The organism is Corynebacterium doosanense CAU 212 = DSM 45436, from assembly GCF_000767055.1.
Taxonomy (GTDB): Bacteria; Actinomycetota; Actinomycetes; order Mycobacteriales; family Mycobacteriaceae; genus Corynebacterium; species Corynebacterium doosanense.
The window spans coordinates 1,315,805-1,342,051 of the sequence record NZ_CP006764.1; the positions used below are offsets into that span (position 1 = coordinate 1,315,805).

Consider the following 26,247-nt stretch of genomic DNA (forward strand, 5'->3'; position numbering starts at 1 on the left):
GCCTATGTCGCACCTGAAATCGCTCGACGGCCGAGGTCTCTACCGCTGGGCGGTCAACGCCGTGCAGGTGCTCACCGAGCGCAGGTCCGAGATCAACGCGCTCAACGTGTTCCCCGTGCCCGACTCGGACACGGGATCGAACATGGCGTTCACCATGGAGGCGGCCCTCGCTGCGGTGCGTGATGTCGAGGTGGAGCAGCGTTCCGACGTCGTCTCCGTCGCCCGCGCGATGGCCAACGGCAGCGTGCGCGGCGCGCGTGGCAACTCCGGAGTCGTGCTGTCGCAGGTGTTGCGGGGAATGGCCGAGGCTGTGCAGACCGAGCCCTTCGACGGCCGCACCATCTCCGATGCGCTGAACATCGCGGTGAAGCTCGTCAACAACGCCATCTCCGACCCGGTCGAGGGCACCGTGGTGACCGTGCTGCGCGCCGCCGCCGGGGCCGCGACGGACGCCGTCGCCGGGGACAGGGACGTCCTCGAGGTGGCCAGCGCCGCCACCGAGGCCGCCCGGGTCGCCCTGGCACGCACCCCGTCCCAGCTCGCCGTCCTCCGGGAGGCCGGGGTGGTCGACGCCGGCGGTACCGGTCTGGTGGTCCTGCTGGAGACGATGATGGCCGAGCTCTCCGGTGCAACCGCGGACGTCGACTTCACCCCGGGTGAGACGACCGGGACGCACGGCACGCCCGGCTATCTCGAGGTCATGTTCCTGTCCACCGCCACGGAGGAAGTCGTCGACCGGCTCGAGTCGCGGTTGGCGGAGCTCGGCGACTCGCTGCTCGTGGCCCGGGGCGAGGGGGAGGCACAGTTCCACATCCACTCCCGCTCGGCCGGTCAGGTCATCGAGGAGGCCTTCGGCCTCGGTGAGGTCAGCGGGCTGCGCCTGGAGGTGCTGCCCGGGCAGGCGGTCGTCGAGAAGCCCTCGCGGATCCTGCTGGCCCTGACCCCGCCGGGTGCCATCGCCGACCTCTACCGCGGCGCCGGTGCCGAGGTCGTCGAGGTCACCGGCGACGGGGACATCCTGGACGAGGTCCTGTCGGTGATCCGCCGCACCCGGGCCGGCGAGGTGGTGCTGCTACCCAACGGCCAGCTCACCCGCCGCGAACTCGTGGCCGTGGACAACGCCACCCGCGCCGTGGAGCAGTCCATCACGCTGCTGCCCACCTCGCGGCTGGTGTCGGGAATCGCCGCGGTGACCATGCACGATCCCGCTCAGCCGCTCGCCACCGCCACCTACGAGATGGGCGAGGCCGCCAGTTCCATGCGCACCGCCGTGCTCCGCCGCGCGGCCAAGGCGGCCCTGACCGCCGCCGGCCCCTGCGCTAAGGGCGACATCCTCTCCGAGTCCCACGGCGACGTGCTCCTGGTCTCGGACGACGCCGCCACGGCGATCGAGGCGACGGCGGCCCGGCTTCTCGACGCCGGTGGCGAGCAGGTCACCATCCTCACCACCGAGATCATCGACGGTGAGCGGCTGGGGGAGAAGCTCGGCGCGGAGGTGGTGGTCTTCGACGGCGCGGGCATGGCCAGCACCGGAATCATCGCCGAGATCGGGGTGGAGTAGTCCGTGCTCGGGTGGCGCGACGACCGGCAGCTCGCCGAGGTCCTGCCCGCCAAGGAGGCCAAGGCCCTCAAGTCGGCCTTCGGTTACACCCGCTGCTGGCAGGTGCTCGAGCACTACCCGCGCCGCTACGCCCGCCACGGGGAGGGGACGGATCTCGCCGCGGTCGAGGAGGGCGACGTGGTCACCACCATCGGCGTGGTGGAGCGGGTCGAGTTCATCGACAAGGGCAAACACAAAATTTTCCGCTTCCACGTGGCGGATCAGTCGGGTGGCCGGTTCGTGGCCACCTACTTCAACGCCGGGTACGTCGCCCGGGTGCTCACCCAGGGTGCGCGGGCAATCTTCTCCGGCAAGGTCACCCACTTCCGCGGCCAGGCGCAGATGCAGCACCCGGACTACCTCGTGCTCACCGGGCCGGGGAAGGAGAAGCAGCCCGCGACGGGTTCACTCAAGGCGCTCAACGAGTACGGCTCCCTGCACGAGCTGCTGGGCGATCGCGAATGGATCCCTGTCTACCCGGCCTCGGCGAAGATCTCGTCCTGGCGCATCATGGGCGCGGTGTGGGAGATCCTGGAGACCCTGCCCAAGATTCCCGAGCCGCTCGACTACCACCCCTTCGGCATGCCCAGCTTCGACCAGGCGATCCGGCTCATCCACGCCCCCGACGAGCGCGGCCCGGACGGCCCGCTGCTGCGGCTGAAGTACAACGAGGCCCTCGGCCTCGCGCTGGCGATGGCCCTGCGCCGCGCGGACAACCTCGAGCACCGCGCCCCGGAACTTCCGCGTATCGACGCCGGCCTGCACACCGCCCTGCTGGAATCACTCCCGTTCCCGCTGACGGAGGGGCAGCAGCAGATGCTGGGCCAGGTCAGCGGCGACCTCTCCCGCGCCCGGCCCATGAGCCGACTGCTGCAGGGGGAGGTCGGCTCGGGCAAGACGATCGTCGCGCTGCTGGCCATGCTGCAGGCGGTGGACAACGGCCGCCAGTGCGCCATGCTCGTGCCCACGGAGGTCCTGGCGGCCCAGCACGCACGCTCGCTGACCAGGACCCTCGCGGCGGCGGGGTCCTCGGCCACTGTGGTGGCGCTGACGGGGTCGATGCCCACCGCGGCCAAACGGGAGGCGCTGCTGAACATTGTCTCCGGGCAGGTGGACATCGTCGTGGGCACACACGCGCTGATCCAGGACACGGTGGAGTTTTTCGACCTGGGGTTCGTCGTCGTCGATGAGCAGCACCGTTTCGGCGTGGAGCAGCGCGACCAGCTGCGCTCCAAGGGCCGGGGCGATTTCACCCCGCACCTGCTGGTCATGACGGCCACCCCGATTCCGCGCACCATCGCCATGACGGTGTTCGGTGACCTGGCCATCTCTACGCTGCGGGAGCTGCCCGGTGGCCGCAAACCCATCCAGTCCGCCCTTGTCCCGGAGGCCCGGCCGGCGTGGGTGGCCCGGGCGTGGAGCCGCATCCGCGAGGAGATCCTCGCCGGCCGTCAGGCCTACGTGGTCTGCCCGCGCATCGAAGGCGAGGGAGGGGTGCTGGAGATGCACGAGCACCTGCAGAACGAGCTGTTCCCCGATCTCAGCGTGGGCCTCCTGCACGGTCGGCTGCGCGGCGAGGAGAAGGACGCTGTCATGGCCGACTTCTCCCGTGGTGGCATCGACGTGCTCGTGGCCACCACGGTCATCGAGGTCGGCGTCGACGTCCCCAACGCCACGGTCATGCTGGTGCGCGAGTCCGAGCTATTCGGGGTCAGCCAGCTCCACCAGCTCCGCGGGCGGGTGGGCCGCGGCGGGCACGAGTCCCTCTGCCTCTTCCACACTCTCGCCCTGCCCGGCTCGACCTCCTTCGACAGGGTCAGCGCCGTGGCCGCGACCTCCGACGGCTTCGAGCTGGCCAACCTCGACCTCGCCCAGCGCCAGGAGGGTGACGTCCTGGGCACGTCCCAGTCGGGAACGGCACGCACGGTCAAGCTGCTCAACCTGCTGGAGGACTACCCGGTGATCGAACGGGCCAACGAGGACGCCGCCCTCATGGTCGGGCGCGACCGGGCCCGGGCCGAGCGGTTGGTGGCCGACATCGAGGAGCAGGCGAGGCAGTACCTGGAGAAGAACTGACCGGGCGCTAGTCTTGACCCCATGCAGATTCACGCCCCTTTCGCCGGCATCGTCCGCTATCACGTATCCGCAGGGCAGCAGGTGGCCACGGGCGACGTGCTCGCCACCGTCGAGGCCGTCAAGCTGGAGGCCCCCGTGGCGGCCCCGGGCCCGGGGACCGTCGGCACGCTCAGCCGCGCCGACTTCTCCGACGTCCAGGGCGGCGACCTCCTCTGCGAGGTGGGCGAATGACCCGCATCATTTCCGGTGAGGCCCGCGGCCGCACCATCAAGGTGCCCGCGCAGGGGACCCGGCCAACCTCCGACCGCGCCCGGGAGGGACTGTTCTCATCGCTGCAGGTGCGCTTCGGTTTCCTCGACGCAGTCGTGCTGGATCTCTTCGCCGGCTCCGGCGCCCTGGGTCTCGAGGCCGCCAGCAGGGGAGCGCAGACCGTGCACCTGGTGGAGGACAACGCCCGGGCCTGCGAGGTGATCCGCCACAACATCGGCGTGGTCGGCCACGACGACGTGCGCCTGCACGAGATGAAGGCCTCGACCTACCTCGCCACCGCCCCCGACGACCACTTCGACATGGTGCTGGCGGACCCGCCCTATGAGCTGGCGGACGACGCCGTGACCGACATGCTGCACGCGCTCGTGCGCACGCTTCGCGACGGCGCGGCGGTCGTCGTCGAGCGCCACGTACAGTCGCCGGAGACGGACTGGCCGGCAGGATTCACCCCCACCGGCCAGAAGCTGAAGAAACGCACGTTCGGCATCGCCCGCATGGACATGGCCACCTACGAAAGGACGTCGGAGAATGAATGAGTCACGAACGGTGGTCTGCCCGGGTTCCTTCGACCCGGTGACCAACGGCCACCTGGACATCTTCACCCGCGCCGCAGAACAGTTCGACCGCGTCATCATCCTGGTCACCGGCAACCCCGCGAAGAAGTCCGGCCTGTTCAGCGTGGACGAGCGTAAGGAGCTCATCGCGGACGTCACCTCGCATCTTCCCAATGTCACCGTCGACCACTGGGCGGGCCTGCTGGTGGACTACACCACGGCCCACCGGGTGACCGCCCTGGTCAAGGGTCTGCGTTCGTCGCTCGACTATGACTACGAGCAGCCGATGGCGCAGATGAACAGGCGCCTGTCGGGCGTCGACACGTTTTTTGTCATGACCGACGAGAAGTTCGGTTATGTCTCCTCCTCGCTGTGCAAGGAGGTGGTGAAGTACGGCGGCGACATCACCGGGCTGGTGCCGGACGTGGTGCTGGCGGCCATGAAACAGAAGTTCCGTGCCCAATGACGATGGCGATTCTCTTCGTCACCGTCCTCGTCGGCGCGCTGCTGCAGCGTGTCTCGGGCATGGGCCTCGGGCTCATCGCCTCGCCGGTTCTAATGCTGCTGTTCGGGCCGATCGAGGGCATCCTCATCGTTAATCTGCTGGCGATGATCAACGCGGGCGCCTCGACGCTGACGCTGTGGCGCGACGTCGACTTCAAGATTCTCGCCGTCATCGGCCCCGCCCTCATCGCGGGCATCATCCCCGGCTCATTCCTTGTCCGCGAGCTGCCCACGGACCCGCTGCTCATCCTCGTCGGGCTCCTGCTGCTCCTCGCCCTGGGCGTGGTCACGGTGGGCAAGAGGTTTGTCCCGCCTATCGACGGCCGTCTGCCCGCCGCAGTCGCCGGTGTCATCGGCGGGTTCATGAACACCCTCGCCGGTGCCGCCGGGCCGGCGATCACCGTTTATGCGCAGGCGGCGCGGTGGGATCAGCGACGTTACGCCGCGACCCTGCAGCCGGTCTTCTTCATCGCCGGACTGGGATCGTTCTCCATCAAGCTGCTGCTGGGTGCGGCGAGCTTCGGTTCCGTGGACCTGCTGGTCTGGCCGGTGGGGATCGTCGCCCTGGCGCTGGGCCTGTTCACGGGGGTGCGGGTCGCGCCGCGGGTGCCCAAACCTACGGGCCGGGCCATCGCGCTCTCGCTCGCGGGCCTGGGTGGTCTGACCGCCGTGGTCCGGGGCGTGCTGGGAATGATGAACTAGCAGGTCAGAGGTAGTGTCCAGGGGGTGTTTTATGCTGCACGGTGTTAGCGAACATCTGTTCCATTCCTCGGGGGAAAACCACCATGCTCGACGTACTCACGGACACCAGCCGACTCGCCGATACCGACCTCATCACACTCCTGCAGTCCACACATGTGGACTCGAACCGCCACTTTGCGGCCTTCCTGGTCTCGCTCGCGGAGTTTGACCGCCGCGGGTTCGGGCTGCGCGCCGGCGCGTCATCGACCGCCGCCTGGCTGGACCGGACCCTCGGTATCGCGCGGTCCACCAGCTACGGCTACCTGCACACCTCGCGGGTGCTCGCCGACTTCCCGCTGCTCACCGACAGGTTCCTCGCCGGGGAACTGTCCTACTCCAAGGTGCGCCTGCTGGAGCGCCATCTCACTGAGGACAACGAGGCCGATCTCGTCGCGCTGGCGCTACGCCTGACCTACCACGAACTTCGTTTGGCTCTGGCCGGGCGAGGAAGCGCTCCCGAGGGCCCGGCAAAGGATCGCTTGACCATCCGGATCGACGAGCATGGGCGCTACCTGCTCGAGGCCAACCTTTCCCCGGCCCTCGGGGCGCAGCTGGCGGCGGCCCTGAAACTCGGTGAGCTGGCCAGCCGGCGCGATATCGCCGAGATCGACCGGGAGCGCCTGGCCGACGATGAGCAGCTCAGCGGCCTATTGGACGAGACCCCCGCCGCCACCCGCTTCGGCCAGGCCTCCGATGCACTCTCGGGCTTCATCGGGATGATGAACCTGGCGCGGTCCTCGACCTCCAGCGCCCAACGCGCGCCCGGTGCCCAGGTACAGGTGGTGATGACCGAGGACGGCCACGCCTTCCTTCCTGGCAATCCTGCCGCGCCAGCGGCTGCGCTCAGCGGTCTCATGGGCAACGCCGACTTCCGGGGCCACCTGCTTGATGCCAGGGGAGTGCACCTCAAGATGGGCCGCAGGCGAAGGGTGGTCAACGGAGGCCAGGAATTGGCCCTGCTGGTGTCCTGGCTGTTCCAGTGCGCGACCCCGGGGTGCAGTCACACCCGGTTCCTCCAGTTCCACCACATCCGGGACTGGGCCCGGGGTGGACTGACGGATTGTGAGAACCTCATCCCGCTGTGCTCCAGGTGTCATTCCATGTTCGCTACGGGGGAGCTACGGCTGGCGCATCACCCCACGGACGCGCACCGCCTGGTGTTCGGATTCCCGGACGGATCGACATTCGTCTCTCGCAACCGTGGCCTTCCGCAACGGGACGACCGGGCGAAGCTACCGGCTATCGAGGAGCCGGAGTACCGCGAGTGGGGAGAAGGCTTCGACGAGTCCACAAGTGTGGACTCTCCGGCATGAGTGGGGCAGCGTCCCGCTGAACCGGAGGACCTACTTCAGCAGGGTCGACAGGAAGGACTGCGTGCGGGGCTCGCGGGGGTTGCCCAGCAGCTCGTCCGGGGTTCCGCGCTCGACGACGACGCCGGCGTCCATGAACACGACGTCGTCGGCGACCTCGCGGGCGAAACCCATCTCGTGGGTGACCACGAGCATGGTCATGCCGCGAGCGGCGAGGTCCTTCATCACCTGGAGTACGTCGCCGACCAGCTCGGGGTCCAGCGCGGAGGTGGGCTCGTCGAAAAGCATGAGCTTGGGTTCCATGGCCAGGGCGCGCGCGATGGCGATGCGCTGCTGCTGGCCGCCGGAGAGCTGCATGGGGAAGGCGTCCGCCTTGTGGGCGAGGCCGACCTGCTCGAGCAGATCCATGCCCTGCTTCCTTGCCTCATCGGGCTTCACTCCCTTGACCTGGACGGGAGCCTCCATGATGTTCTCCAGCGCGGTGCGGTGGGGGAAGAGGTTGAACTGCTGGAACACCATGCCGATGTCCGCGCGCTGGCGGGCCGCGTCCTTCTCAGAGATCTCGTGGAGCACGCCCTCCTTCTCGCGGTAACCCACGAGGTCGCCGTCGACGTAGAGCCGGCCGGCGTTGACCTTCTCCAGGTGGTTGACGCAGCGCAGCATGGTGGACTTGCCCGATCCGGAAGGGCCGATGAGACAGGTGACGGTGCCTTTGGGCACCTGGAGGTCGATGCCCTTGAGCACGTCGAGGCGGCCGAAGGACTTCCACACCTGCTGGGCGTCGATCATGAGGTTCTCGGTCATGGCTTAGTTGCCCCTCTGGTAGTTGTTCTCCGGGATGACGGTGACGTTGCGGGGGACGCTGCCCTCCGCGTCGGCCAGCGTGGCGAGCTGCCGGCCGGTGAGCTCGCGGGTGGAGCCGCGCTCGAAGTACTTCTCCAGGTAGTGCTGGCCGATCATGAGCACCGAGGTGATGGCCAGATACCAGGTGGCGGCGACGAGCAGCAGCGGGACCGGCTCGAAGAGCGAGGCCGCGATGTCCGTGGAGCGGCCGTAGAGCTCGTGCGAGTAGGGGATGGCCACGACCAGGGAGGTGGTCTTGAGCATGGAGATGAGTTCGTTGCCCGTGGGCGGGATGATGATGCGCATCGCCTGCGGCAGGACCGTGCGACGCATGGTCATGCCCCAGCCCATGCCCAGCGCCTTGGAGGCCTCGAGCTGGCCCGCGGGGACCGAGGAGACGCCGGAGCGCACGATCTCGGCCATGTAGCCGGCCTCGTTGAAGCCCAGGCCGAGGAAGGCGAGGACGAAGGCGCTGGAGAGGACGTTCTCCAGCGACACCTCGGTGAATCCGAGGTTGATACTTTGATAAATTGCCCCGAGCAGGCCCCAGAACACCAGCTGCACGTAGATCGGGGTGCCGCGGAAGATCCACAGGTAGACCCACGCGATGCCCCGGAACACCGGATTGGGGGACATGCGCATGACCGCGAGCAGGACACCACCGACCACGCCGATGATCATGGCCAGGATGGTCAGCGCGATGGTGTGCAGGGCGGCCGTCGCGACGCGGGTGTCCAGCAGGTACTGCCGGTAGGTGTCCCAGCCGTAGGCCTCGCGGCCGAGGGCGTCGACGGCGAACAGCACGGCCAGCGCGAGCAGGACAAACGCGAAGATCCAGCGGCCGGGGTGGCGCAGGGGCTTGGCCTCAATGCGCTCGGGACGCTCAGGGCGCCCATGCTGCTCGAGCCGGGTTGCGGGAGTAGTCATTTAGGAAAGTCCTTCCACGGGCTGTTCGTTGATCATCGCTTCGTCGATGAGGCCGTCCTCGATGCCCCACTGCGCCAGAATGTCCCGGTACGCACCGGTGTCGATGAGGTACTGCAGGGCCGCGGCAGCAGCCGGGCCGAGAGCGGAGTCCTTGTTCACCGCGAACCCGTAGGGCGCGGCCATGCTCAGGCCCCCGGTGAGCTCCATCTTGTCGTCGGAACGGTTGACGGCCCACGCAGTGACGGGGGAGTCCGCGCTGAGCGCGTCGGCCCGGCCGGTGAGCACGGCGAGTGCCGCGTTGTCGCTGGTGTCGTAGGACAGGACCGTGATGGGGTCCTGTCCCGACTCCTCGCAGGCCGCGGACTTCGGCCGGACGTCGTCGGTGTCGGAGACGGTGGTGCGCTGGACCGCGACGGTGAGGCCGCAGGGCTGCTCCGGGTCGATGTCGTCACCCGTCTGCTGCGCCCACTGCACGCCGGCGTACATGTAGTTGACAAAGTCGAAGGTCTGCCGGCGTTCCTCGGTGTCGGTGAAGCCGGAGATGCCCATGTCCACCGTCCCGGCCTGCACGGACGGCAGGATGAGCGCGAAGTCCTGCTCGACCGGCTGGTACTTCAGGCCCATGACCGAGGCGATCGCGGCGCCGAGGTCCATCTCCACGCCGATGACCGCGCCGCTGGAGTCCTTGAACTCGAACGGGGCGAAGGGCGGGTTGGTGCCGGCGGTGAGCACGCCGTCAGCTGCCGCCTCCGCGGGGACCATCGCCGCGATCTCGAGCACCGTGTCCGGCAGGATGGGTTCCCAACCTTCGGGGTGTCCGTCCTCGGTGTTGGTCACGCACCCGCTCATCACGGTGGCGCTCGCCACCACGGCGGCGCACAACATTCTTCGGGTCATGGGCGGTAATCCTATAATCCCGCCGACGTCGCACGTTAGTTGTGGTCTGCTAAAGACCGCTTATCGACGATCTTTTCCACCCGTTTGATACTGCGCGGCGGGAAGACCATCGAACGCACCCGCCATTCCACCACTCCGGAGACCGTCTCATCCGGGCGGTGGCGGTAGGACCTCACCTCCACCCGCTCGCCGGGGCGCACGCGCCCGAAGGCCTGGCGGGTGCCGTCGTCGTCGGTGAGCCAGGCCTCCTGGACCTCGATGTCGCGCGAGACATTGCGCAGGTACACACGCTTGGCGTGGCGTTCGATCGCCCACAGTTCGGAGGCGTCGCCGCGCAGGAGTTCCTCGCGGCGGGAAGTGAACGTGGACAGGACGTTGCTCAGGGAGCTCATGGAGCACAGGCTAACGCAAAGAGTGGTACCCCAGGTGGGACTCGAACCCACAACACACGGATTTTGAGTCCGTTGCCTCTGCCAATTGGGCTACTGGGGCGTGCGGGCCATACTTTAGCCGAGCGCCGCACCACCGAAGTAATCGCTCGGGCGCCTCAGTACACTCGGCAGACGTGAGCGACACCAAGAGACTTCTGCTGATCGACGGCCACTCCATGGCGTTCCGGGCCTTCTACGCCCTACCCGCGGAGAACTTCTCCACCACCGGGGGCCAGCACACCAACGCGGTCTACGGTTTCCTGTCGATGCTGGCCAACATCATTGCCGAGGAGCAGCCGGACCACGTCGGCGTGGCCTTCGACGTCGGGCGCAAGACCTTCCGCACCGAGATGTTCCCGGAGTACAAGGCCCAGCGCGAGGCCGCCCCGCCCGAGTTCAAGGGTCAGGTGACCATCATCGACGAGGTGCTGCAGACCCTGGGCATCACCACGATGAGTGTAGAGAACTACGAGGCCGACGACATCATCGCCACGCTGGTCACCGCGGCGAAGCAGTCCGACTACGAGATCCTCATCGTCACCGGCGACCGCGACTACCTGCAGCTCGTGGACGACTCCACCACCGTGCTCTACCCGATGCGCGGGGTGTCCACCCTGCACCGCTTCACTCCCGCGGCCGTGGAGGAGAAGTACGGGCTCACGCCGCAGCAGTACCCGGAGTTCGCGGCGCTGCGTGGCGATCCCTCCGACAACCTGCCCAACATCCCCGGGGTGGGCGAGAAGACGGCCACCAAGTGGATCCAGGAGTACGGCACCCTGGACGAGCTCATCGCCCACGCCGACGACATCAAGGGCAAAGCTGGCGACTCGTTCCGCGAGCGCATCGACCAGGTGAAGATGAACCGCACGCTCACCGCGATGGTCACCGACATGGAGCTTGCGGTGGGCCCCGACGACCTCGACCTCAAACCCGCGAAGGTTTCGGAGATCGCCGAGCGTTTCGACGAGCTCGAGTTCGGCACCAACCTCCGCGAGCGCATCCTCTCCGCCGTGCCCACCGACAACTCCTCGCCCGCCGAGGCAGTGGTCGAGCTCGGCGACGTCGTCATCGACGAAGGCCCGCTCGACGAATGGCTGGAGCCACGCTCCGGTCAAGGCCTCGCCCTTTACGTTACCGGCAATGCGCAGCCCGCCCGCGGCGATACCACGGCGATGGGGATCGTCGATAAGCAGCGCCACGCCGTGGCCGTGGAACTGGCGGAGCTATCCCCGGACGAGGAGAAGGCGTTGGCCGCGTGGCTGTCCTCCGCAGACCCCAAGTACCTGCACGGTGCCAAGGCCGTGTTCCACATGCTGGCGGGACGTGGTTTCGAGCTCGCCGGGATCGCCCACGACACGGCCATCGCGGCGTACCTGCTGCGCCCGGGCCAGCGCACCTACGAGCTCGGCGACGTCTACCAGCGTCATCTGCAGCGCCAGCGCTCCGAGCCCGACGGCCAGATGTCGCTCATGGGCGACACCTCGCTCACCGATTCCGCCGCGGCGATCCTCGAGCTCGCTGAGGAGCTGACCCGGCAGCTGCAGGACATCGACAGCTTCGAGCTCTACCGCGACCTGGAGCTGCCCCTGGTGGACATCCTCGCCCGGATGGAGGCCGCGGGCATCGCGGCCGACGTCACCGTGCTCGAGGACCAGCTCAAGACCTTCACCCAGCAGGTCGCTGACGTGGAGGAGCATGCTCGGGGGCTCGTCGAGAAGCCCGACCTCAACCTGTCCAGCCCGAAGCAGCTGCAGGAGGTGCTCTTCGAGCAGCTCGGCCTGCCCAAGACGAAGAAGACCAAGACGGGCTACTCCACCGCGGCAAAGGAGGTCGAGCAGCTCGCGGTCAAACATCCGCATCCGTTCCTCGACGACCTGCTCGCGCACCGCGAGTACCAGAAGATGAAGTCCACGCTCGAGGGCCTGATCAAGACCGTGCTTGACGACGGCCGTATCCACACCACGTTCAATCAGACCGTCGCCTCCACCGGGCGCCTGTCCTCCACCGAGCCGAACCTGCAGAACATCCCCGTGCGCACCGAAGCCGGCCGCCGCATCCGCTCGGCATTCACCGTCGGCGAAGGGTACGAATGCCTGCTCACCGCCGACTACTCGCAGATTGAGATGCGGGTCATGGCGCACGTGTCGCAGGACCCCGGGCTCATCGAGGCGTACAAGGAGGGCGAGGACCTGCACAACTTCGTCGGCTCCCGGGTGTTCGACGTGCCCATCGACCAGGTCACCCCGGAACTGCGCCGCCGCGTCAAGGCCATGAGCTACGGCTTGGCGTACGGGCTCAGCGCCTTCGGACTGTCCCAGCAGCTGGACATCCCGGCCGGCGACGCCAAGGCCATCATGGAGAACTACTTTGAACGCTTCGGCGGGGTGCGCGACTACCTCACCGCGGTCGTCGAGCAGGCGCGCAAGGACGGCTACACCTCCACCGTCTTCGGCCGTCGTCGCTATCTGCCCGAGCTAAACTCCGACAACCGCATCGCCCGGGAGAACGCGGAGCGCGCCGCGCTCAACGCGCCGATCCAGGGCACGGCCGCGGACATCATCAAGGTGGCGATGATCCGGGTGGAGCGGGAGTTCCGCGCGCAGGACGTGAAGTCACGCGTGCTGCTGCAGGTGCACGACGAACTAGTCGTCGAGGTGGCTCCGGGCGAGCTGGAGAAGGTCACCGCCATCGTGGAGAAGGAGATGGACGGCGCGATCACCCTGCGCGTGCCGCTCGAGGTGTCGGCGGGCACCGGGCAGAACTGGGACGAGGCCGCCCACTAACCCTGGTTGAGCTGGCTCAGCTGCTCACCGGGCGGAAAGGGGAGCCGGTACTCCGTGCCGACATCGCCCACCGCATCGGTGAGTGCCGTGGTCACCACCACCTGGCGATCATCGAGGTGCCTGATCCGGACCACGTTGTCCGCGTGCAGGAAAGACCCGGTGAGAAAACTCAGGCCCCGTTCCTCCAGGACCGCCTCCGCCTCGAGCCATTCGTCCACCGGCTCCAGGTGCCTGCCGAGCCGGTCGATGGGCACACATCTGGGGGCGTGAGACTCCATGTCGATCCATCCGATGACCTCGCCGTCATCGCGGCGATGGGGGATCCAGGAGGCTGGGATCGTAGGCATGAACCAATCATAGTAGGAGGATTCTGTAATAGGTATCACTCCCGGCTACCGCAGGCTGGGGATAACCCCGCTCGCGGAGCACTTGTCCACAGGCACGGGGCACGGTGACTGCGTGGTCGGCGGGCACGCGCCAGACTGAACACCGAACCGAACACAGTCTCAACTTCAGGGGGGAAATCCGATGGCCCGCGGGCAGGAATCAATCAAGGACAAGGTGCGCAAGCTGCTGAACCAGGCGGCTGACCAGGAAGGGACACCCGAGGCAGCCCTCTTCTACGGCAAGGCCTTCAGCCTCATGGCCCGCCACGGCTTCGACGAACGTGACCTCGGGAGAGACGGCGCACAGCGCGGGATGCAGCGGCTGGACACGGACTTCTCGGGCAGCTACTCGGACATGCAGATGAACCTGCTCAACACCCTCGCCCACGCTCTGCACTGCGTGGCCGTGGCCTCTCGCCGACCCCGGGCGGTCGGCGTGGTGTCCGGGTCGGTCTTCGGCCTGCGCCCGCATGTCGAGCGCGTCGAGCTGCTCTTCACGCTGCTCAACCCGATGATGGCGGGGCTCTCCACCGGCGCCGGAAACACGGTGGCCCAGCGCCGGTCATTCATGGCAGGTTTCGCCGCCGAGACGGGACGGCGTCTCACGGAGGCCGAGGCCGAGGTCGGCCGGGAACACCAGGGTTACGGTCTGGCGCTTATCGACGACCGTGAGCAAGCCCGCTCCTTCATGGAGGAGTCCGTGGACGGGGTGGCCAACCACCGGCGGCGGGCGAGGTTGGACGCCGACGCCTACACCCGCGGAGCCTCTGCCGCCCGACGCGCCGACCTGGGCCAGACCCGGCTCGCCGGCTCCCGTGGTCTGCCGCAGGCGGGTTAGTCGCTCAGCGTGGCCGAGAAGATCACGCTGCCCGGGAAGATCCGGCCGCGCAGCGGGGACCACTGGCCCCAGGACTGCGTGAGGTGCTCCGGCCATTCCGGCTCGATCACCCGGTCGAGAAGGAAACCGGCTCCGGTCAGCGCCTGTACCCAGTCGCCGAAGGTCCGGTGGTACTCGGCGTAGGTCAGGGTGCCGTCGTCTGAATATTCGAGGTATTCACGTTCGAAGTAGGAGAGCTGCGCCAGCAGTCCCGCCGGCCCGGGATCGTCGGGGAAGACCCAGCGCATGGGGTGGTTGACGGAGAAGACCAGCCGGCCACCCGGTCGCAGGACGCGGGCGACATCCGCGAGCACCGCCGCCACATCGGGCACGAAGGGCAGGGCGCCGAAGGCGGAGAAGACCACGTCGAAGGCGCTGTCGCGGTAGGGCATCGCCTGCACGTCCGCCTGCACCAGGGCGGCCCCGGAGGTGGCGGACCGGGAGAGCATCTCCCGTGAGATGTCGAACCCGGTGACAAACCCGGCGCCGTCCGCGGCGAGCCACGTCGCACATGAGGCGGATCCGCAGCCCAGCTCGAGAACGCTCGCTCCGCTTGTGTCCCCGAGCAACCTCGCCTCGGACTCCGACAGCATCTCCGGGCACCAGTGGAATCCGTCGAGATAGCTGGCGTGTTCCTCGTGGTATCGGCTCGCGTCCGCGTCCCAGTGGCGGCGGTGAACGTCGCCGACGGAGTGCTCGTTCATGGGGCTCCTGTGACTGAGGGGATTAGGCTTCCGAGCACTCGTTTTATTTGCTCGAGCAGGTAAAATAGCGTACTGTTTATCGGGCGTGTCGTTTCGTCGGCGTGCCCGCGGTCATAATAGGAGGACCGCGGACATGGCCGCGATGAAATCAAGCCGGAAACCGGCAGGTTCCCAGGTTCGATAGACACGTTACTGTCCACTCACTATCTCCTAGCATTCCGGAGCACTAATAAATATGCCCACTTCTAACGCACCTCAGGTTGCCATCAACGATATTGGTACCGCTGAGGACTTCCTCGCCGCGATCGACGCGACCATCAAGTACTTCAACGACGGCGACATCGTCACCGGCTCTGTCGTCAAGGTCGATCACGACGAGGTTCTGCTCGACATCGGTTACAAGACCGAAGGTGTCATCCCGTCGCGCGAGCTCTCCATCAAGCACGACGTCAACCCGGACGAGGTCGTCCAGGTCGGCGACGAGGTTGATGCCCTCGTCATGACGAAGGAAGACAAAGAAGGCCGCCTCATCCTGTCCAAGAAGCGGGCTCAGTACGAGCGCGCGTGGGGCCGGATCGAAGAGCTCCAGGAGAAGGACGAGCCCGTCACCGGCACCGTCATCGAGGTTGTCAAGGGCGGCCTCATCCTGGACATCGGCCTGCGTGGCTTCCTGCCCGCCTCCCTCGTGGAGATGCGCCGCGTCCGCGATCTCGAGCCGTACATCGGCCAGGAGATCGAGGCGAAGATCATCGAGCTGGACAAGCACCGCAACAACGTCGTGCTGTCCCGCCGCGCCTACCTCGAGCAGACGCAGTCCGAGGTCCGCTCCGAGTTCCTGCACCAGCTCCAGAAGGGCCAGGTCCGCAAGGGCGTTGTGTCCTCCATCGTCAACTTCGGCGCCTTCGTCGATCTCGGCGGTGTCGACGGCCTGGTTCACGTTTCCGAGCTGTCCTGGAAGCACATCGACCACCCGTCCGAGGTCGTCACCGTCGGTGACGAGGTCACCGTCGAGGTTCTCGACGTCGATCTCGACCGCGAGCGTGTCTCCCTGTCGCTGAAGGCGACCCAGGAGGATCCGTGGCGTGTCTTCGCCCGCACCCACGCCGTGGGCCAGATCGTCCCGGGCAAGGTCACCAAGCTCGTTCCCTTCGGTGCGTTCGTTCGCGTCGAAGAGGGCATCGAGGGCCTCGTCCACATCTCCGAGCTGGCCCAGCGCCACGTGGATGTCCCGGACCAGGTTGTCGGCGTCAACGAAGAGGTCATGGTCAAGGTCATCGACATCGACCTCGACCGTCGTCGCATCTCCCTGTCGCTCAAGCAGGCCGACGAGGACTTCACCGAGGAGTTCGACCCGTCCCGCTACGGCATGGCCGACTCCTACGACGAGCAGGGCAACTACATCTTCCCGGAGGGCTTCGACGCGGAGACCAACGAGTGGATGGAAGGCTTCGACGAGCAGCGCGCTGCCTGGGAAGGCCGCTACGCCGAGGCAGAGCGTCGCCACCAGGCACACGCTGCCCAGATCGAGCGTCACCGTGTCGCCGCAGAGGAAGCCGCCGAGCAGACGGCCAACTACTCCTCTGATTCGGCCGAGGACGCCGAGGGTGAGTCCACTGGTACCACCCAGCCCGCCGAGGAGCCGCAGGGTGGATCCCTCGCCTCCGACGAGCAGCTCGCCAAGCTCCGCGAGAAGCTCGCCGGCAACTAGGCTTAGCGTCTAGTCGGGCAGTTCCCCGCCACCACTGCTTCTACAGGGTGGGGGCGGGGAATTTTTCTGTGCCCGATCAGAATGCGTCGGTTCAGACCTCGCGGTGTTTACCCGGAGCACGCTGCACGTCCGTGGCTGCGATGTTCGTCTGTGGCGTGAGCTTGGGGGAATTCAGGGCGAGGGCAATCCCCGTGGGCAGGGAGGGCGAGGGTGTTGTCGCCGCACGGAGGCGTTGAGGGGACGTCGTCAAGCGGTGAAATGCCGACAGACCTGCTGCCTTTGCTGAGGACCGACATGTTCTTGGGATGGAGATGCCCGTTCCCGGTGGGCCACGCGCGGGCCGGCTGGGAGAGCCAATTCCGGGTGCTCAGCCGGGACCGGGACGACCTAGTGCAGCCTGAACCGGCACGATCTTGCCGGTTCCGGTGGTTAACGCAGTTGGCCGGGGTCCTCTTGTTCGTCAGGCCAAAGAAACGCTACGATTATGCCGTTTTCCTCATTAGGGCTGCAGCCGTGGACGATGTCACAGAACGCAGCCCGAATGCGGGCAAGCACTAGACGTTCCACTACCGGAGCCGCAGTCACGCGCGAGCCGGGGAATGTGGACACCGGCAAGAGAGATTCGTTCATGGCATCAAAGATCCAGGGCACAGCCCAGCACATCGTCGACAACCTCGGCGGAGCAGACAACATCGCCAGCCTCACCCACTGCGCCACCCGCCTGCGTTTCCAGGTGCGGGACCAGTCGGCAGTGGACCAGGCTGCGCTGGACAGCGATCCGGCCGTCCTCGGCGTCGTCCCGCAGGGCAGCACCGGCATGCAGGTGATCATGGGAGGCGGGGTGGCCGACTACTACCAGGCCATCAACGGCCTCGACTCCATGCAGGGCCTGGCGGACGGGGAGTCCCGGCCCGCGAGCGGGAAGAAAGAGTACGGCGGGGTCCGCAGCCGCTTCGGCTGGGTGGACTACGCCTTCGAGTTCCTCTCCGACACCTTCCGCCCCGTTCTCTGGGCGCTGCTCGGTGCCTCGCTCATCATCACCGGCCTGGTGCTCGCCGACACGCTCGGTTTCCAGGAGTTCCGTGCCCCGCTGGAGGAGCAGCCGCCGACGTATCAGTTCCTGCACGCCATGTGGCGCAGCGTCTTCTACTTCCTGCCCATCTTCGTTGGCGCCACCGCCGCCAAGAAGCTCGGCGCCAACGAGTGGGTCGGCGCCGCCATCCCGGCCGCGCTGTTCACGCCGGAGTTCGCCGGCATGAAGGAGACCGCCCGCGAGATCCCCACGGCCATCGAGGGTCAGTACACCTACGTCACCGACGTCTTCGGCCTGCCCATGGTCATTCAGGATTATGGCGGGCAGGTCTTCCCCCCGATCTTTGCGGCGATCCTGCTGTTCTTCCTGGAGAAGCTGCTGAAGAAGATTTTCCCGGCCGCCGTGCACATGGTGTTCGTGCCCTTCATCTCGCTGCTCATCATGATCCCGCTCACCGCCTTCGTCGTCGGGCCGTTCGGCCTCGGCATCGGTAACGGCATCGCCCACATGCTCTCCGCCATCAACGACTTCTCGCCGTTCATCCTGGCCGTGGTCATTCCGCTGCTCTACCCCTTCCTCGTGCCGCTCGGCCTGCACTGGCCGCTCAACGCGATCATGCTGGTCAACATCACCAACCTCGGCTACGACTTCATCCAGGGCCCCATGGGCGCATGGAACTTCGCCTGCTTCGGCGTCGTCGCCGGCGTGCTCATCCTCTCCGCGCGGGAGAAGAATCGCCCAATGCAGCAGGTCGCCACGGGTGGTCTGCTCGCCGGACTACTGGGCGGCATCTCCGAGCCCTCGCTCTACGGCATCCTGCTGCGGTTCCGGAACTCCTACGCCCGCCTGCTGCCGGGCTGTCTCGTCGGCGGCATCATCATGGGCTTCTTCAACGTCGAGGCCTACGCCTTCGTCTTCACCTCGCTGCTCACCATCCCGGCCATGTCCCCGGCGCTGGGCTACACCATCGGCATCGCCGCGGCGTTCTTCACCTCGATGATCCTCGTGCTTGTCTTCGACTACCGCAGCGCCGCGGAGAAGGAGGAGGTGCGCGCCCGGATCGCCGCCGAGCGTGAGGCCGCCAATGAGGCGGAGGACGAGCGTATCGACGCCGCCGCTCCCGCCCCCGCCATGGCCACCGGAGTCGTCACCGAACTCACCGCCCCCCTGGAAGGCCGGGCCATCGACATCTCCGAGGTCCCCGACGAGGCCTTCGCTTCCGGGGCCCTGGGCAAGGGCATCGCCATCGAGCCCACCGGCGACACGGTCGTCGCCCCCGCGGACGGCAAGGTGCTCACCATCCAGAAGACGGGCCACGCCGTGGGCCTGCGCCTGGACAACGGCATCGACCTGCTCATTCACGTGGGCATCGACACCGTGAAGATGGCCGGCGAAGGATTCACCACCCACGTGGAGAAGAAACAGCAGGTCAAGTCCGGCGATCCCCTCATCACCTTCGACCGCGAGGCCATCAAGGCAGCCGGCTATCCGGCCGTCACGCTTGTCCTGGTCTCCAACACCAAGAAGTTCGCCGACGTCCTGCCGGTCCCGGCCGAGCACGTCAACCTGGGCACCCCGGTCATCAGCGTCACCGCCAAGCAGGAGGCGGCAGCACCCGCCGACGCCTAGTCTGGGCGGCATGAAAAAGATCGGACTCACCGGAGGAATCGGAAGCGGGAAATCGACCGTCGCCAAGCAGCTGGCGGCGGCGGGTTTTCCTGTCGTGGACGCTGACCAACTGGCCCGCGAGATCGTCGAGCAGGGTCAGCCCGCGCTGGCCCGGCTGGTCGAGGCCTTCGGCGACGAGATCCTCGCCGCCGACGGCTCACTCAACCGGGCGGCGCTGGCCGAGCGCGCGTTCTCGAGCCAGGAGGGCACGGACACACTCAACTCCATCACCCACCCGGCCATCCGCGCGCTGACGGACCAGCGCTTCGCCGAGGCCGAGGAAGCCGGAGTTGAGGCGGTCATCTACGACATGCCTCTGCTCGTCGATCTCGGGCTGGACAAGGGGATGGACTTCGTTGTCGTGGTCAGTGCGTCGGAAGATGTCCGGATCCAGCGCCTCGCCGCCAGCAGGGGAGTCGACGAGGCGGACGCGCGCCGCCGCATGGCCGCGCAGATCGACGAGGCCACCCGCAACGCGGCCGCCGACGTGGTCATCGACAACAACGGTGGGCTGGACGAACTCGGGCCCCAGGTGGACCTGTTGATCGAGAAGATCAGTAGTTGGGAACCTCGCCCGTCATAATCACTTTGTCCTGCGAGCTGTCCCACGTGAACTGAGCGTGGGATTCACCGGAGCGATTGGCGTTACCCTCGCCTGGCTTGGGCCAGTGGTACACGACGGCGATGGAGGAATCCGAGGTCTGGGTCACCGTCGGCGCGAAGCCGTAAGTCTTGGCGGTGGCAGTCCCCAGGTACTCGCCGTTGTGGTAGAGCAGGATGTGATACGGCGAGCTGGCGGTGGCGCTTTCGATACCCAGGACGGTGTAGGAGAGATCCGCGCAGGGGTCGAAGTCTCCGGTGCCGGCGCGGGAGAACGCCCAGGTGCCGATTTCGGCAGGGGGCAGTGATGCGGCGGCCTCGTTCACCGCGTCCTGAGCAGAGACGGCGGAGCAGTCGCCCCCCGTCGAGGCACCGGATTGTTCGCACGTGATGGTCTTGGCCAGGAGTTCCTCCGGAATGCCCTGCTGCTGCAGCGCTGCCTTGTCAAAGCACGGGAAACCCGTGAAGCTCTGGCCAGACGGCTGCACCTGAGTCCACCCCCGGTTCTGCCAGTGCAGCATCCAGGAGTGGTCGGTCTGCACCCGGCCGGCCCTGGCCTACTCGCCGTCGCAGTATGCCACGCTCACGGGAGACGCCGGGCTGGCGGCGGTGACAACGTCCGGTGCGCAGCGTTCGGAAGTGTCCGCGAGTGCCGTGGCTGTCGCTGTCGTCGGCTCGGCGGTGTCCTCGGCCGGCGTCGCCGTCGGGGGAATGGCGGTGGTGGTCACTGCAGCCACGTCGGTGGACGGCTCCAGGCTGCCCCAGAACCAGAACGCGCCCGCCACCACGGCGATCACCGCGATGACGGCGACGACCGCAGCGACAATGAGGCCGGTCTTCGGGCCGGGCGCCTCGGGGCTGTCCTCCCAGGGGTTCGTGGTCGACATGGATTCTCCATTCTTGAGAGCGGCTGTGAAGTTAGCTTTCTGCGGAGGTTAACACTGAGGTGTGCAGACAGCCGTCGACAAGCGGCGACATGGGGCCTGATCCCCGCCGTTGTAAACTCTGACGCATGGCATTTCCCGCTGAGCAACCCGTCATCCCGCACTCCGATTTCCGGCCCGTCGGCGAGGTGGAGCGCACGGGTGACCGCTTCGAGGTCATCAGTGAATATGAGCCCTCCGGCGACCAGCCCGCGGCCATCAAGGAGCTCAACGAGCGGCTCAACAGGGGAGAGGAGGACGTCGTCCTGCTCGGCGCCACGGGTACCGGTAAGTCGGCGACGTCGGCGTGGCTGATCGAGAAGCAGCAGCGCCCGACGCTAGTCATGGCGCCGAACAAGACCCTCGCCGCACAGCTGGCGAACGAGCTGCGCGAGCTGCTGCCCAACAACGCGGTCGAGTACTTCGTCAGCTACTACGACTACTACCAACCCGAGGCGTACATCGCGCAGTCGGACACCTACATCGAGAAGGACTCCTCCATCAACGAGGACGTCGAGCGCCTGCGCCACTCCGCCACCTCGGCGCTGCTGTCTCGCCGCGACGTCGTGGTCGTCTCCTCGGTGTCCTGCATCTACGGCCTGGGCACCCCGCAGTCCTACCTCGACCGCTCACTGGTGCTGCGTGTCGACGAGGAGATCGACCGGGATCGTTTCCTGCGCCTGCTCGTGGACATCCAGTACGAGCGCAACGACTACGAGTTCAAACGCGGAGCCTTCCGCGTCAAGGGCGACACGGTGGACATCATCCCCGCGTACGAGGAGGTCGCCGTGCGCATCGAGTTCTTCGGCGACGACATCGAGGCGCTCTACTACATCCACCCGCTGACCGGCGACGTCATCCGCCGGTGCGACGAGATCCGCATCTTCCCGGCCACGCACTACGTCGCCGGCGAGGGGCGCATGGCCAGCGCGGTGGAGTCCATCAAGGAGGAGCTGGCCATGCGGCTGGCCGATCTGGAGAACCGCGGCAAACTTCTCGAGGCCCAGCGCCTGCGCATGCGCACCGAGTACGACCTGGAGATGATCGAGCAGGTCGGCTTCTGCTCGGGCATCGAGAACTACTCCCGCCATATGGACGGCCGCGAGGCGGGATCGTCCCCCGCGACACTCATCGACTACTTCCCCGAGGACTTCCTCACCATCATCGACGAGTCGCACGTCACCGTCCCGCAGATCGGCGGCATGTACGAGGGCGACATGTCCCGTAAGCGAAACCTCGTCGAGCACGGCTTCCGCCTGCCCTCGGCAATGGACAACCGCCCGCTGACCTTCTCCGAGTTCGAGGAGCGCGTCGGACAGACCGTCTACCTCTCCGCGACCCCGGGCAACTACGAGCTCGCGGCCTCCGGCGGCGAATTCGTCGAGCAGGTCATCCGCCCCACGGGGCTCGTCGACCCCAAGGTGACCGTCAAACCCACCAAGGGCCAGATCGACGATCTTATCGACGAGATCCGCACCCGCACCGCCAGGGACGAGCGAGTTCTGGTCACTACCCTCACCAAGAGAATGTCGGAGGATCTCACTGACTACCTCCTGGAGAACGGGATCCGCGTGCGGTACCTGCATTCCGACGTGGACACGCTCCAGCGTGTGGAGCTGCTGCGTCAGCTGCGCCTCGGTGAGTACGACGTGCTCGTGGGCATCAACCTGCTGCGCGAGGGCCTCGACCTCCCGGAGGTCTCGCTCGTGGCCATCCTCGACGCCGACAAGGAGGGGTTCCTGCGCTCGACCACGGCGCTGATCCAGACCATCGGCCGTGCCGCCCGAAACGTCTCCGGCGAGGTGATCATGTACGCCGACAAGATCACCGACTCCATGCGCAACGCGCTCGACGAGACGGACCGCAGGCGGGAGAAGCAGATCGCCTACAACAAGGAACACGGCATCGACCCGCAGCCGCTGCGCAAGAAGATCGCCGACATTCTCGACCAGGTCTACGAGAACGCCGGGGCAGAACCCGGAGTGGCGGCGGATGCGGCCGTCGCGGAGAAGAAGGACACCTCCACCATGGCGGTCGGGGAGCTGCAGAAGTACATCGACGATCTCAGCGCGCAGATGGCCTCCGCGGCGCGGGAACTGAAGTTTGAGCTGGCCGGGCGCCTGCGCGACGAGATCGCCGACCTGCGCAAGGAGCTGCGCGGGGTGAAGGAGGCCGGCATTTAGGTGACTGTGTTATTAAAGGGATATGACTATGTTTAGCTACGAGACCATCGTCGTCGGCACCGACGGCTCCGACACCTCCCACGTCGCCGTGCGCCACGCCGCCTCCCTGGCCCGCGCCTACGAGGCCACGCTGGTGATCGTCTGCGCGTACTACGGCAACACCGGCTCGCTGCTCAACTCCCCGAACCGCGACGTCTCCACGCTGCCCGTCGTCAGCGAGGCACGGGCCAACGAGTACCTCGCCGAGGCGGAGAGCATCGCCACGGAGGAGGGGGCGCAGGACATCCAGCTGCAGCGCCGCTCGGCCACCCCGGTCAATGCGCTTGTCGACGCCGTCGATGAGACGTCCGCGGATGTCCTGGTGATCGGCAACAAGGGCCTGAACTCGCTGACCGGGCGAGTCTTCGGCAACATCCCCACGGAGGTCGCCCGCCGCTCCAAGGTGGACGTGGTGCTGGTCAACACGGAATCCGCCCACCGCTAACACCCCCACACCCTTCCGAGAGGCCATGATGAGCGACAACTACGAGAAGATCGTCGTCGGCACCGACGGATCCAAGTCCTCCCTCCTGGCGGTGGAGCGGGCGGCACGCATCGCGGCAGCCTTTGACGCGACGCTGATCATCGGCTGCGCCTACTACCCCAGCAAGGAGGAGGCCTCGGACTCGTTGCGCCGGGACTCCGTGACCATCCTCGGGGACGAGTCCGCGCGGGAGAACCTGGAGACGGCGGCCCAGCACGCCCGCGGTTTCGGCGTCGCGCAGATCGAGACGGCCATCCGCCCCGGCACCCCGGTGCAGGCGCTGATGTCCATCGTCAACGACAACGACGCGGACCTGCTGGTGGTGGGCAACCGGGGCATCAACTCGCTCACCGGTCGCCTCCTCGGCTCGGTGCCGGCGGACGTCGCGCGCCAGTCCGACTGCGACGTCATGATCGTGCACACCGTCAAATAACAGGCAGCTCGCCGATCACTGCGAGTGTCTGGGTGGCCCTGGTGACGGCGACGTAGAGATCCTGCAGGCCCAGGGGAGAGGCATCCGCGATCACCTGCGGTTCGACCACCACGACGTGGTCGAACTCCAGCCCCTTGATATCCGCAACGTTGTCCGCATTGATGACCTTCACCAGCCCCTCGCCGAAGCTGAGGGTCGACGCATCGGTGCCCGCGGGCAGGTAGTCCACGGGGATCCCGGTCGAGCGGATCGCCTCCCCGGGCGTCGCCGACGGGTCGATGACCGAGAGGATGCGGTTGGCCAGCTCGGTGATCTCTGTGGGGGTGCGGTAGTTCACCGTCAGCTCGTGCAGCTGGAAGCGGTCGCCGATGAAGTCGGCCAGCGTGTCGGACCAGGAATCCACCCCCGCGGGCGAGCCGGTCTGGGCCGTGTCGCCGACGAGTGTCATCCACCGCGACGGCGAGCGGCGGAAGACCATGCGCCATTCCATCGGGGTGAGCTCCTGCGCCTCGTCGATGATGACATGGCCGAAGGCCCAGGTGAGGTCGCCCCGAGCGCGCTCGGCCGTGGAGCGGATGTCCCGCACCTCCTGGCGCCTGGCCAGCGTCTTGGCGTCGATGACGTCCGCGGCCGAGAGAATCTCGGACTCGAACATGTCGTCGTCGTTGTCGGTGGAGTCCGAGCTGGAGAGGATGTCGATGGCGTTCTCCGCGTCCTCGACGTCCTGGAGCCAGTCGGTGTCCGTCTCCTCCGACTCGCTGGTCTCACCGATGAGGACGGAAAGTTCGTCGAGAAGCGCCGCGTCACTCGACGCCCAGCCGGCGTCGGGGGAGCGCAGGAGCGCGGCCTGGGTCTCGTCGTCGTAGGCGGCGGCCGCCTCGGCGATGGCAGCGGGATCGCTGAGCAGGTGGTGCAGCACGGCGGTGGGGGTGAGGCTCGGCCACAGCTCGTCTATGAGCGTGGCGACGTCCGGTTCGTCCGCCAGGTCGTCGTGGAGCTGATCCACGTCCGCCTCCGACAGCAGGTTGCGCCCGCCCAGCGGGTCGGCGCCGATGGTCTCGGCGAGCTGCGTGGCCATCTGATCGAGGAGGTGGTCGGCGAAGACGCCGCGGGCCTCGTTGTGTGGCCGGCGGGAGCGGCGCGCCCGGGTGCGGGCGGCCTTGACCATCTCGCCGGTGACGGTCACCTCGATGGAGCCGACACGCAGACGCGCCGGCCGCTCGGGGACGAGCTGGTGGGCCCGCACGGCCTCGGTGAGGATGGTGACCATCTCCTCCGATCCCTTGACCTCCCTGGTCAGCAAGGACTCCTGCCCGGTGGGTTCGATCCCGGGAAAGAGCGTGCCGACGGTGGAGAGCACCACTCCGGTCTCCCCGAGCTCCGGCAGGACCCGCGAAATGTAGTCGAGGAACGTCGGATTGGGCCCGAGGATGAGCACGCCGGTCTTCTCCAGCTGCTCCCGATAGGTGTAGAGCAGGTAGGCCACGCGGTGCAGCGCCACCGCGGTCTTTCCCGTGCCCGGTCCACCCTGGACGACCATCACGCCGCGGCCGGGGTGGCGGATGATCTGGTCCTGCTCGCGCTGGATCGTCTCCACGATGGAACGCATGTGTCCGGTGCGGGCCTCGCGCATGGCCCGGTTCAGCGCGGTCTCGCTGCCGACGCCGCCGTCCGCGGCCTGGGTAAGTTCGCCGGCGAGCACTTCATCGTCGATACCCGTCACGGTCCGCCCGCGGGTGCGGATGTGCCGCCTGACGTGCACACCCTCGGGCTGCGCGGTGGTGGCGAGGTAGAACGGCCGCGCCATGGGAGCGCGCCAGTCGAGCAGCATCGTCCGGTAGGCGTCGGCCCGGTCGTCCAGGCCCATGCGCCCGATGTAGCGACGGTCCAGGCCGGGGTGGCCGGCGACCGGGTTCTCGGGCTGCGCGGACTCGATGTCGATGCGGCCGAAGACCAGCCCGAGCTGGGCGATGTTCAGCCGGTCGAGCTTGGCGTTGAGTCCGTGGTACTCGGTCTCCCTGCGCATGAGGGCGTCGACGTTGTCGGGATTGGCGGGATCGACCTCACGCTGCACCTGTTCCAGCCGCTGGTGTGCCTTCGCCACCTCGTCGTCCAGGCGGGCGAAAAGAATGTCCACGTACGCCTGTTCGGCGGCGATATCTGTCATGGTGGGCCCTCCCTCGCAAATAAGGCGTTCAGTCTATCAATAGCCAGGTGGGGTCGGGTATTCCGGAAAAGATCCGCCCCCGCGCCGGTTCGAGCGGGCGCGGGGG

Annotated in this window: 24 protein-coding genes and 1 tRNA gene; 15 read left to right on the forward strand and 10 right to left on the reverse strand. The window is 67.2% G+C overall.

Features of this window, described 5'->3' with window-relative positions:
• Positions 1 to 4 precede the first annotated feature (4 nt).
• The 7 genes from CDOO_RS06495 to CDOO_RS06525 all read left to right on the forward strand — a co-directional run bounded on the left by CDOO_RS06495 (position 5) and on the right by CDOO_RS06525 (position 7,058).
• Positions 5 to 1,561, forward strand: coding sequence for a DAK2 domain-containing protein (locus CDOO_RS06495; protein ID WP_018022506.1), 1,557 nt, complete (start codon positions 5 to 7; stop codon positions 1,559 to 1,561).
• A gap of 3 nt (positions 1,562 to 1,564) precedes the next feature.
• Positions 1,565 to 3,676, forward strand: a complete 2,112-nt coding sequence (locus CDOO_RS06500) for an ATP-dependent DNA helicase RecG (RefSeq protein WP_018022505.1) — start codon at positions 1,565 to 1,567, stop codon at positions 3,674 to 3,676.
• A 21-nt stretch (positions 3,677 to 3,697) separates the two neighbouring features.
• Positions 3,698 to 3,907, forward strand: coding sequence for a biotin/lipoyl-containing protein (locus CDOO_RS06505; RefSeq protein WP_018022504.1), 210 nt, complete (start codon positions 3,698 to 3,700; stop codon positions 3,905 to 3,907).
• A complete protein-coding gene (rsmD, locus tag CDOO_RS06510; protein WP_018022503.1) occupies positions 3,904 to 4,482 on the forward strand; it encodes a 16S rRNA (guanine(966)-N(2))-methyltransferase RsmD in 579 nt (192 codons plus the stop codon). Before CDOO_RS06505 ends, rsmD begins: the two co-directional genes overlap by 4 nt.
• Positions 4,475 to 4,966 (forward strand): pantetheine-phosphate adenylyltransferase, encoded by a 492-nt coding sequence (gene coaD, locus CDOO_RS06515; RefSeq protein WP_038573348.1) that lies wholly within the window; start codon positions 4,475 to 4,477, stop codon positions 4,964 to 4,966. The genes rsmD and coaD overlap by 8 nt, the downstream gene beginning before the upstream one ends.
• Entirely contained in the window at positions 4,963 to 5,706 is a 744-nt protein-coding gene (locus CDOO_RS06520; RefSeq protein ID WP_018022501.1) for a sulfite exporter TauE/SafE family protein, read from the forward strand. The genes coaD and CDOO_RS06520 overlap by 4 nt, the downstream gene beginning before the upstream one ends.
• An 83-nt stretch (positions 5,707 to 5,789) precedes the next feature.
• On the forward strand, positions 5,790 to 7,058 hold the full coding sequence (locus tag CDOO_RS06525) for an HNH endonuclease signature motif containing protein (RefSeq protein WP_018022500.1): 1,269 nt from the start codon (positions 5,790 to 5,792) through the stop codon (positions 7,056 to 7,058).
• 30 nt (positions 7,059 to 7,088) lie between these two features.
• Here the strand turns inward: CDOO_RS06525 and CDOO_RS06530 are convergent, their stop codons facing one another.
• From CDOO_RS06530 to CDOO_RS06550, 5 genes are all read right to left on the reverse strand, one after another.
• On the reverse strand, positions 7,089 to 7,859 hold the full coding sequence (locus tag CDOO_RS06530; RefSeq protein ID WP_018022499.1) for an amino acid ABC transporter ATP-binding protein: 771 nt from the start codon (positions 7,857 to 7,859) through the stop codon (positions 7,089 to 7,091).
• 3 nt (positions 7,860 to 7,862) lie between these two features.
• Positions 7,863 to 8,825: an amino acid ABC transporter permease gene (locus tag CDOO_RS06535; RefSeq protein ID WP_018022498.1), complete on the reverse strand. Its 963-nt coding sequence runs from the start codon at positions 8,823 to 8,825 to the stop codon at positions 7,863 to 7,865.
• A complete protein-coding gene (locus CDOO_RS06540) occupies positions 8,826 to 9,722 on the reverse strand; it encodes an ABC transporter substrate-binding protein (RefSeq protein ID WP_026159439.1) in 897 nt (298 codons plus the stop codon).
• 35 nt (positions 9,723 to 9,757) lie between these two features.
• Positions 9,758 to 10,114 carry a hypothetical protein gene (locus CDOO_RS06545; RefSeq protein WP_018022496.1) on the reverse strand — a complete coding sequence of 119 codons (357 nt, stop codon included), beginning with the start codon at positions 10,112 to 10,114 and terminating at the stop codon, positions 9,758 to 9,760.
• Positions 10,115 to 10,137: 23 nt separating this feature from the next.
• Positions 10,138 to 10,214 (reverse strand) — tRNA-Leu (locus tag CDOO_RS06550).
• A 73-nt stretch (positions 10,215 to 10,287) separates the two neighbouring features.
• Here CDOO_RS06550 and polA point away from each other — a divergent pair.
• Entirely contained in the window at positions 10,288 to 12,936 is a 2,649-nt protein-coding gene (gene polA, locus CDOO_RS06555; RefSeq protein ID WP_018022495.1) for a DNA polymerase I, read from the forward strand.
• Here polA and CDOO_RS06560 read toward each other — a convergent pair.
• Entirely contained in the window at positions 12,933 to 13,283 is a 351-nt protein-coding gene (locus CDOO_RS06560) for a hypothetical protein (RefSeq protein ID WP_020384657.1), read from the reverse strand. The genes polA and CDOO_RS06560 overlap by 4 nt on opposite strands.
• A gap of 181 nt (positions 13,284 to 13,464) precedes the next feature.
• Here CDOO_RS06560 and CDOO_RS06565 point away from each other — a divergent pair, with 181 nt between their 5' ends.
• Positions 13,465 to 14,160: a DUF2786 domain-containing protein gene (locus CDOO_RS06565; protein ID WP_018022493.1), complete on the forward strand. Its 696-nt coding sequence runs from the start codon at positions 13,465 to 13,467 to the stop codon at positions 14,158 to 14,160.
• Here CDOO_RS06565 and CDOO_RS06570 read toward each other — a convergent pair.
• Complete coding sequence (locus CDOO_RS06570; protein WP_018022492.1) at positions 14,157 to 14,903, reverse strand: class I SAM-dependent methyltransferase; 747 nt, start codon at positions 14,901 to 14,903, stop codon at positions 14,157 to 14,159. The two genes, CDOO_RS06565 and CDOO_RS06570, sit on opposite strands and share 4 nt — an antisense overlap.
• Before the next feature lie 235 nt (positions 14,904 to 15,138).
• Between CDOO_RS06570 and rpsA the strand changes: the two genes are divergently transcribed.
• The 3 genes from rpsA to coaE all read left to right on the forward strand — a co-directional run bounded on the left by rpsA (position 15,139) and on the right by coaE (position 19,895).
• Positions 15,139 to 16,611, forward strand: a complete 1,473-nt coding sequence (rpsA, locus tag CDOO_RS06575; protein WP_018022491.1) for a 30S ribosomal protein S1 — start codon at positions 15,139 to 15,141, stop codon at positions 16,609 to 16,611.
• Positions 16,612 to 17,239: 628 nt separating this feature from the next.
• The gene (locus tag CDOO_RS06585; protein ID WP_018022489.1) at positions 17,240 to 19,273 is read left to right on the forward strand and encodes a glucose PTS transporter subunit IIA; all 2,034 of its coding nucleotides are present in this window, start codon (positions 17,240 to 17,242) and stop codon (positions 19,271 to 19,273) included.
• Between the two features lie 10 nt (positions 19,274 to 19,283).
• Entirely contained in the window at positions 19,284 to 19,895 is a 612-nt protein-coding gene (gene coaE, locus CDOO_RS06590) for a dephospho-CoA kinase (protein ID WP_018022488.1), read from the forward strand.
• Here coaE and CDOO_RS13605 read toward each other — a convergent pair.
• Positions 19,867 to 20,454: an LppP/LprE family lipoprotein gene (locus tag CDOO_RS13605; protein WP_018022487.1), complete on the reverse strand. Its 588-nt coding sequence runs from the start codon at positions 20,452 to 20,454 to the stop codon at positions 19,867 to 19,869. The genes coaE and CDOO_RS13605 overlap by 29 nt on opposite strands.
• Positions 20,455 to 20,469: 15 nt before the next feature.
• Positions 20,470 to 20,799, reverse strand: coding sequence for a hypothetical protein (locus CDOO_RS06600; protein ID WP_018022486.1), 330 nt, complete (start codon positions 20,797 to 20,799; stop codon positions 20,470 to 20,472).
• A 125-nt stretch (positions 20,800 to 20,924) separates the two neighbouring features.
• On the opposite strand from CDOO_RS06600, the gene uvrB reads away from it, so the two are divergent.
• Genes uvrB through CDOO_RS06615 form a run of 3 tightly spaced genes read left to right on the forward strand, consistent with a single transcriptional unit; the run spans position 20,925 to position 23,974 of the window.
• The gene (gene uvrB, locus CDOO_RS06605; RefSeq protein WP_018022485.1) at positions 20,925 to 23,018 is read left to right on the forward strand and encodes an excinuclease ABC subunit UvrB; all 2,094 of its coding nucleotides are present in this window, start codon (positions 20,925 to 20,927) and stop codon (positions 23,016 to 23,018) included.
• A 28-nt stretch (positions 23,019 to 23,046) separates the two neighbouring features.
• Positions 23,047 to 23,502, forward strand: a complete 456-nt coding sequence (locus CDOO_RS06610; protein WP_018022484.1) for a universal stress protein — start codon at positions 23,047 to 23,049, stop codon at positions 23,500 to 23,502.
• Positions 23,503 to 23,530: 28 nt separating this feature from the next.
• Positions 23,531 to 23,974: a universal stress protein gene (locus tag CDOO_RS06615; RefSeq protein WP_018022483.1), complete on the forward strand. Its 444-nt coding sequence runs from the start codon at positions 23,531 to 23,533 to the stop codon at positions 23,972 to 23,974.
• Here CDOO_RS06615 and CDOO_RS06620 read toward each other — a convergent pair.
• Complete coding sequence (locus CDOO_RS06620; RefSeq protein WP_018022482.1) at positions 23,967 to 26,141, reverse strand: HelD family protein; 2,175 nt, start codon at positions 26,139 to 26,141, stop codon at positions 23,967 to 23,969. The genes CDOO_RS06615 and CDOO_RS06620 overlap by 8 nt on opposite strands.
• Positions 26,142 to 26,247 lie beyond the last annotated feature (106 nt).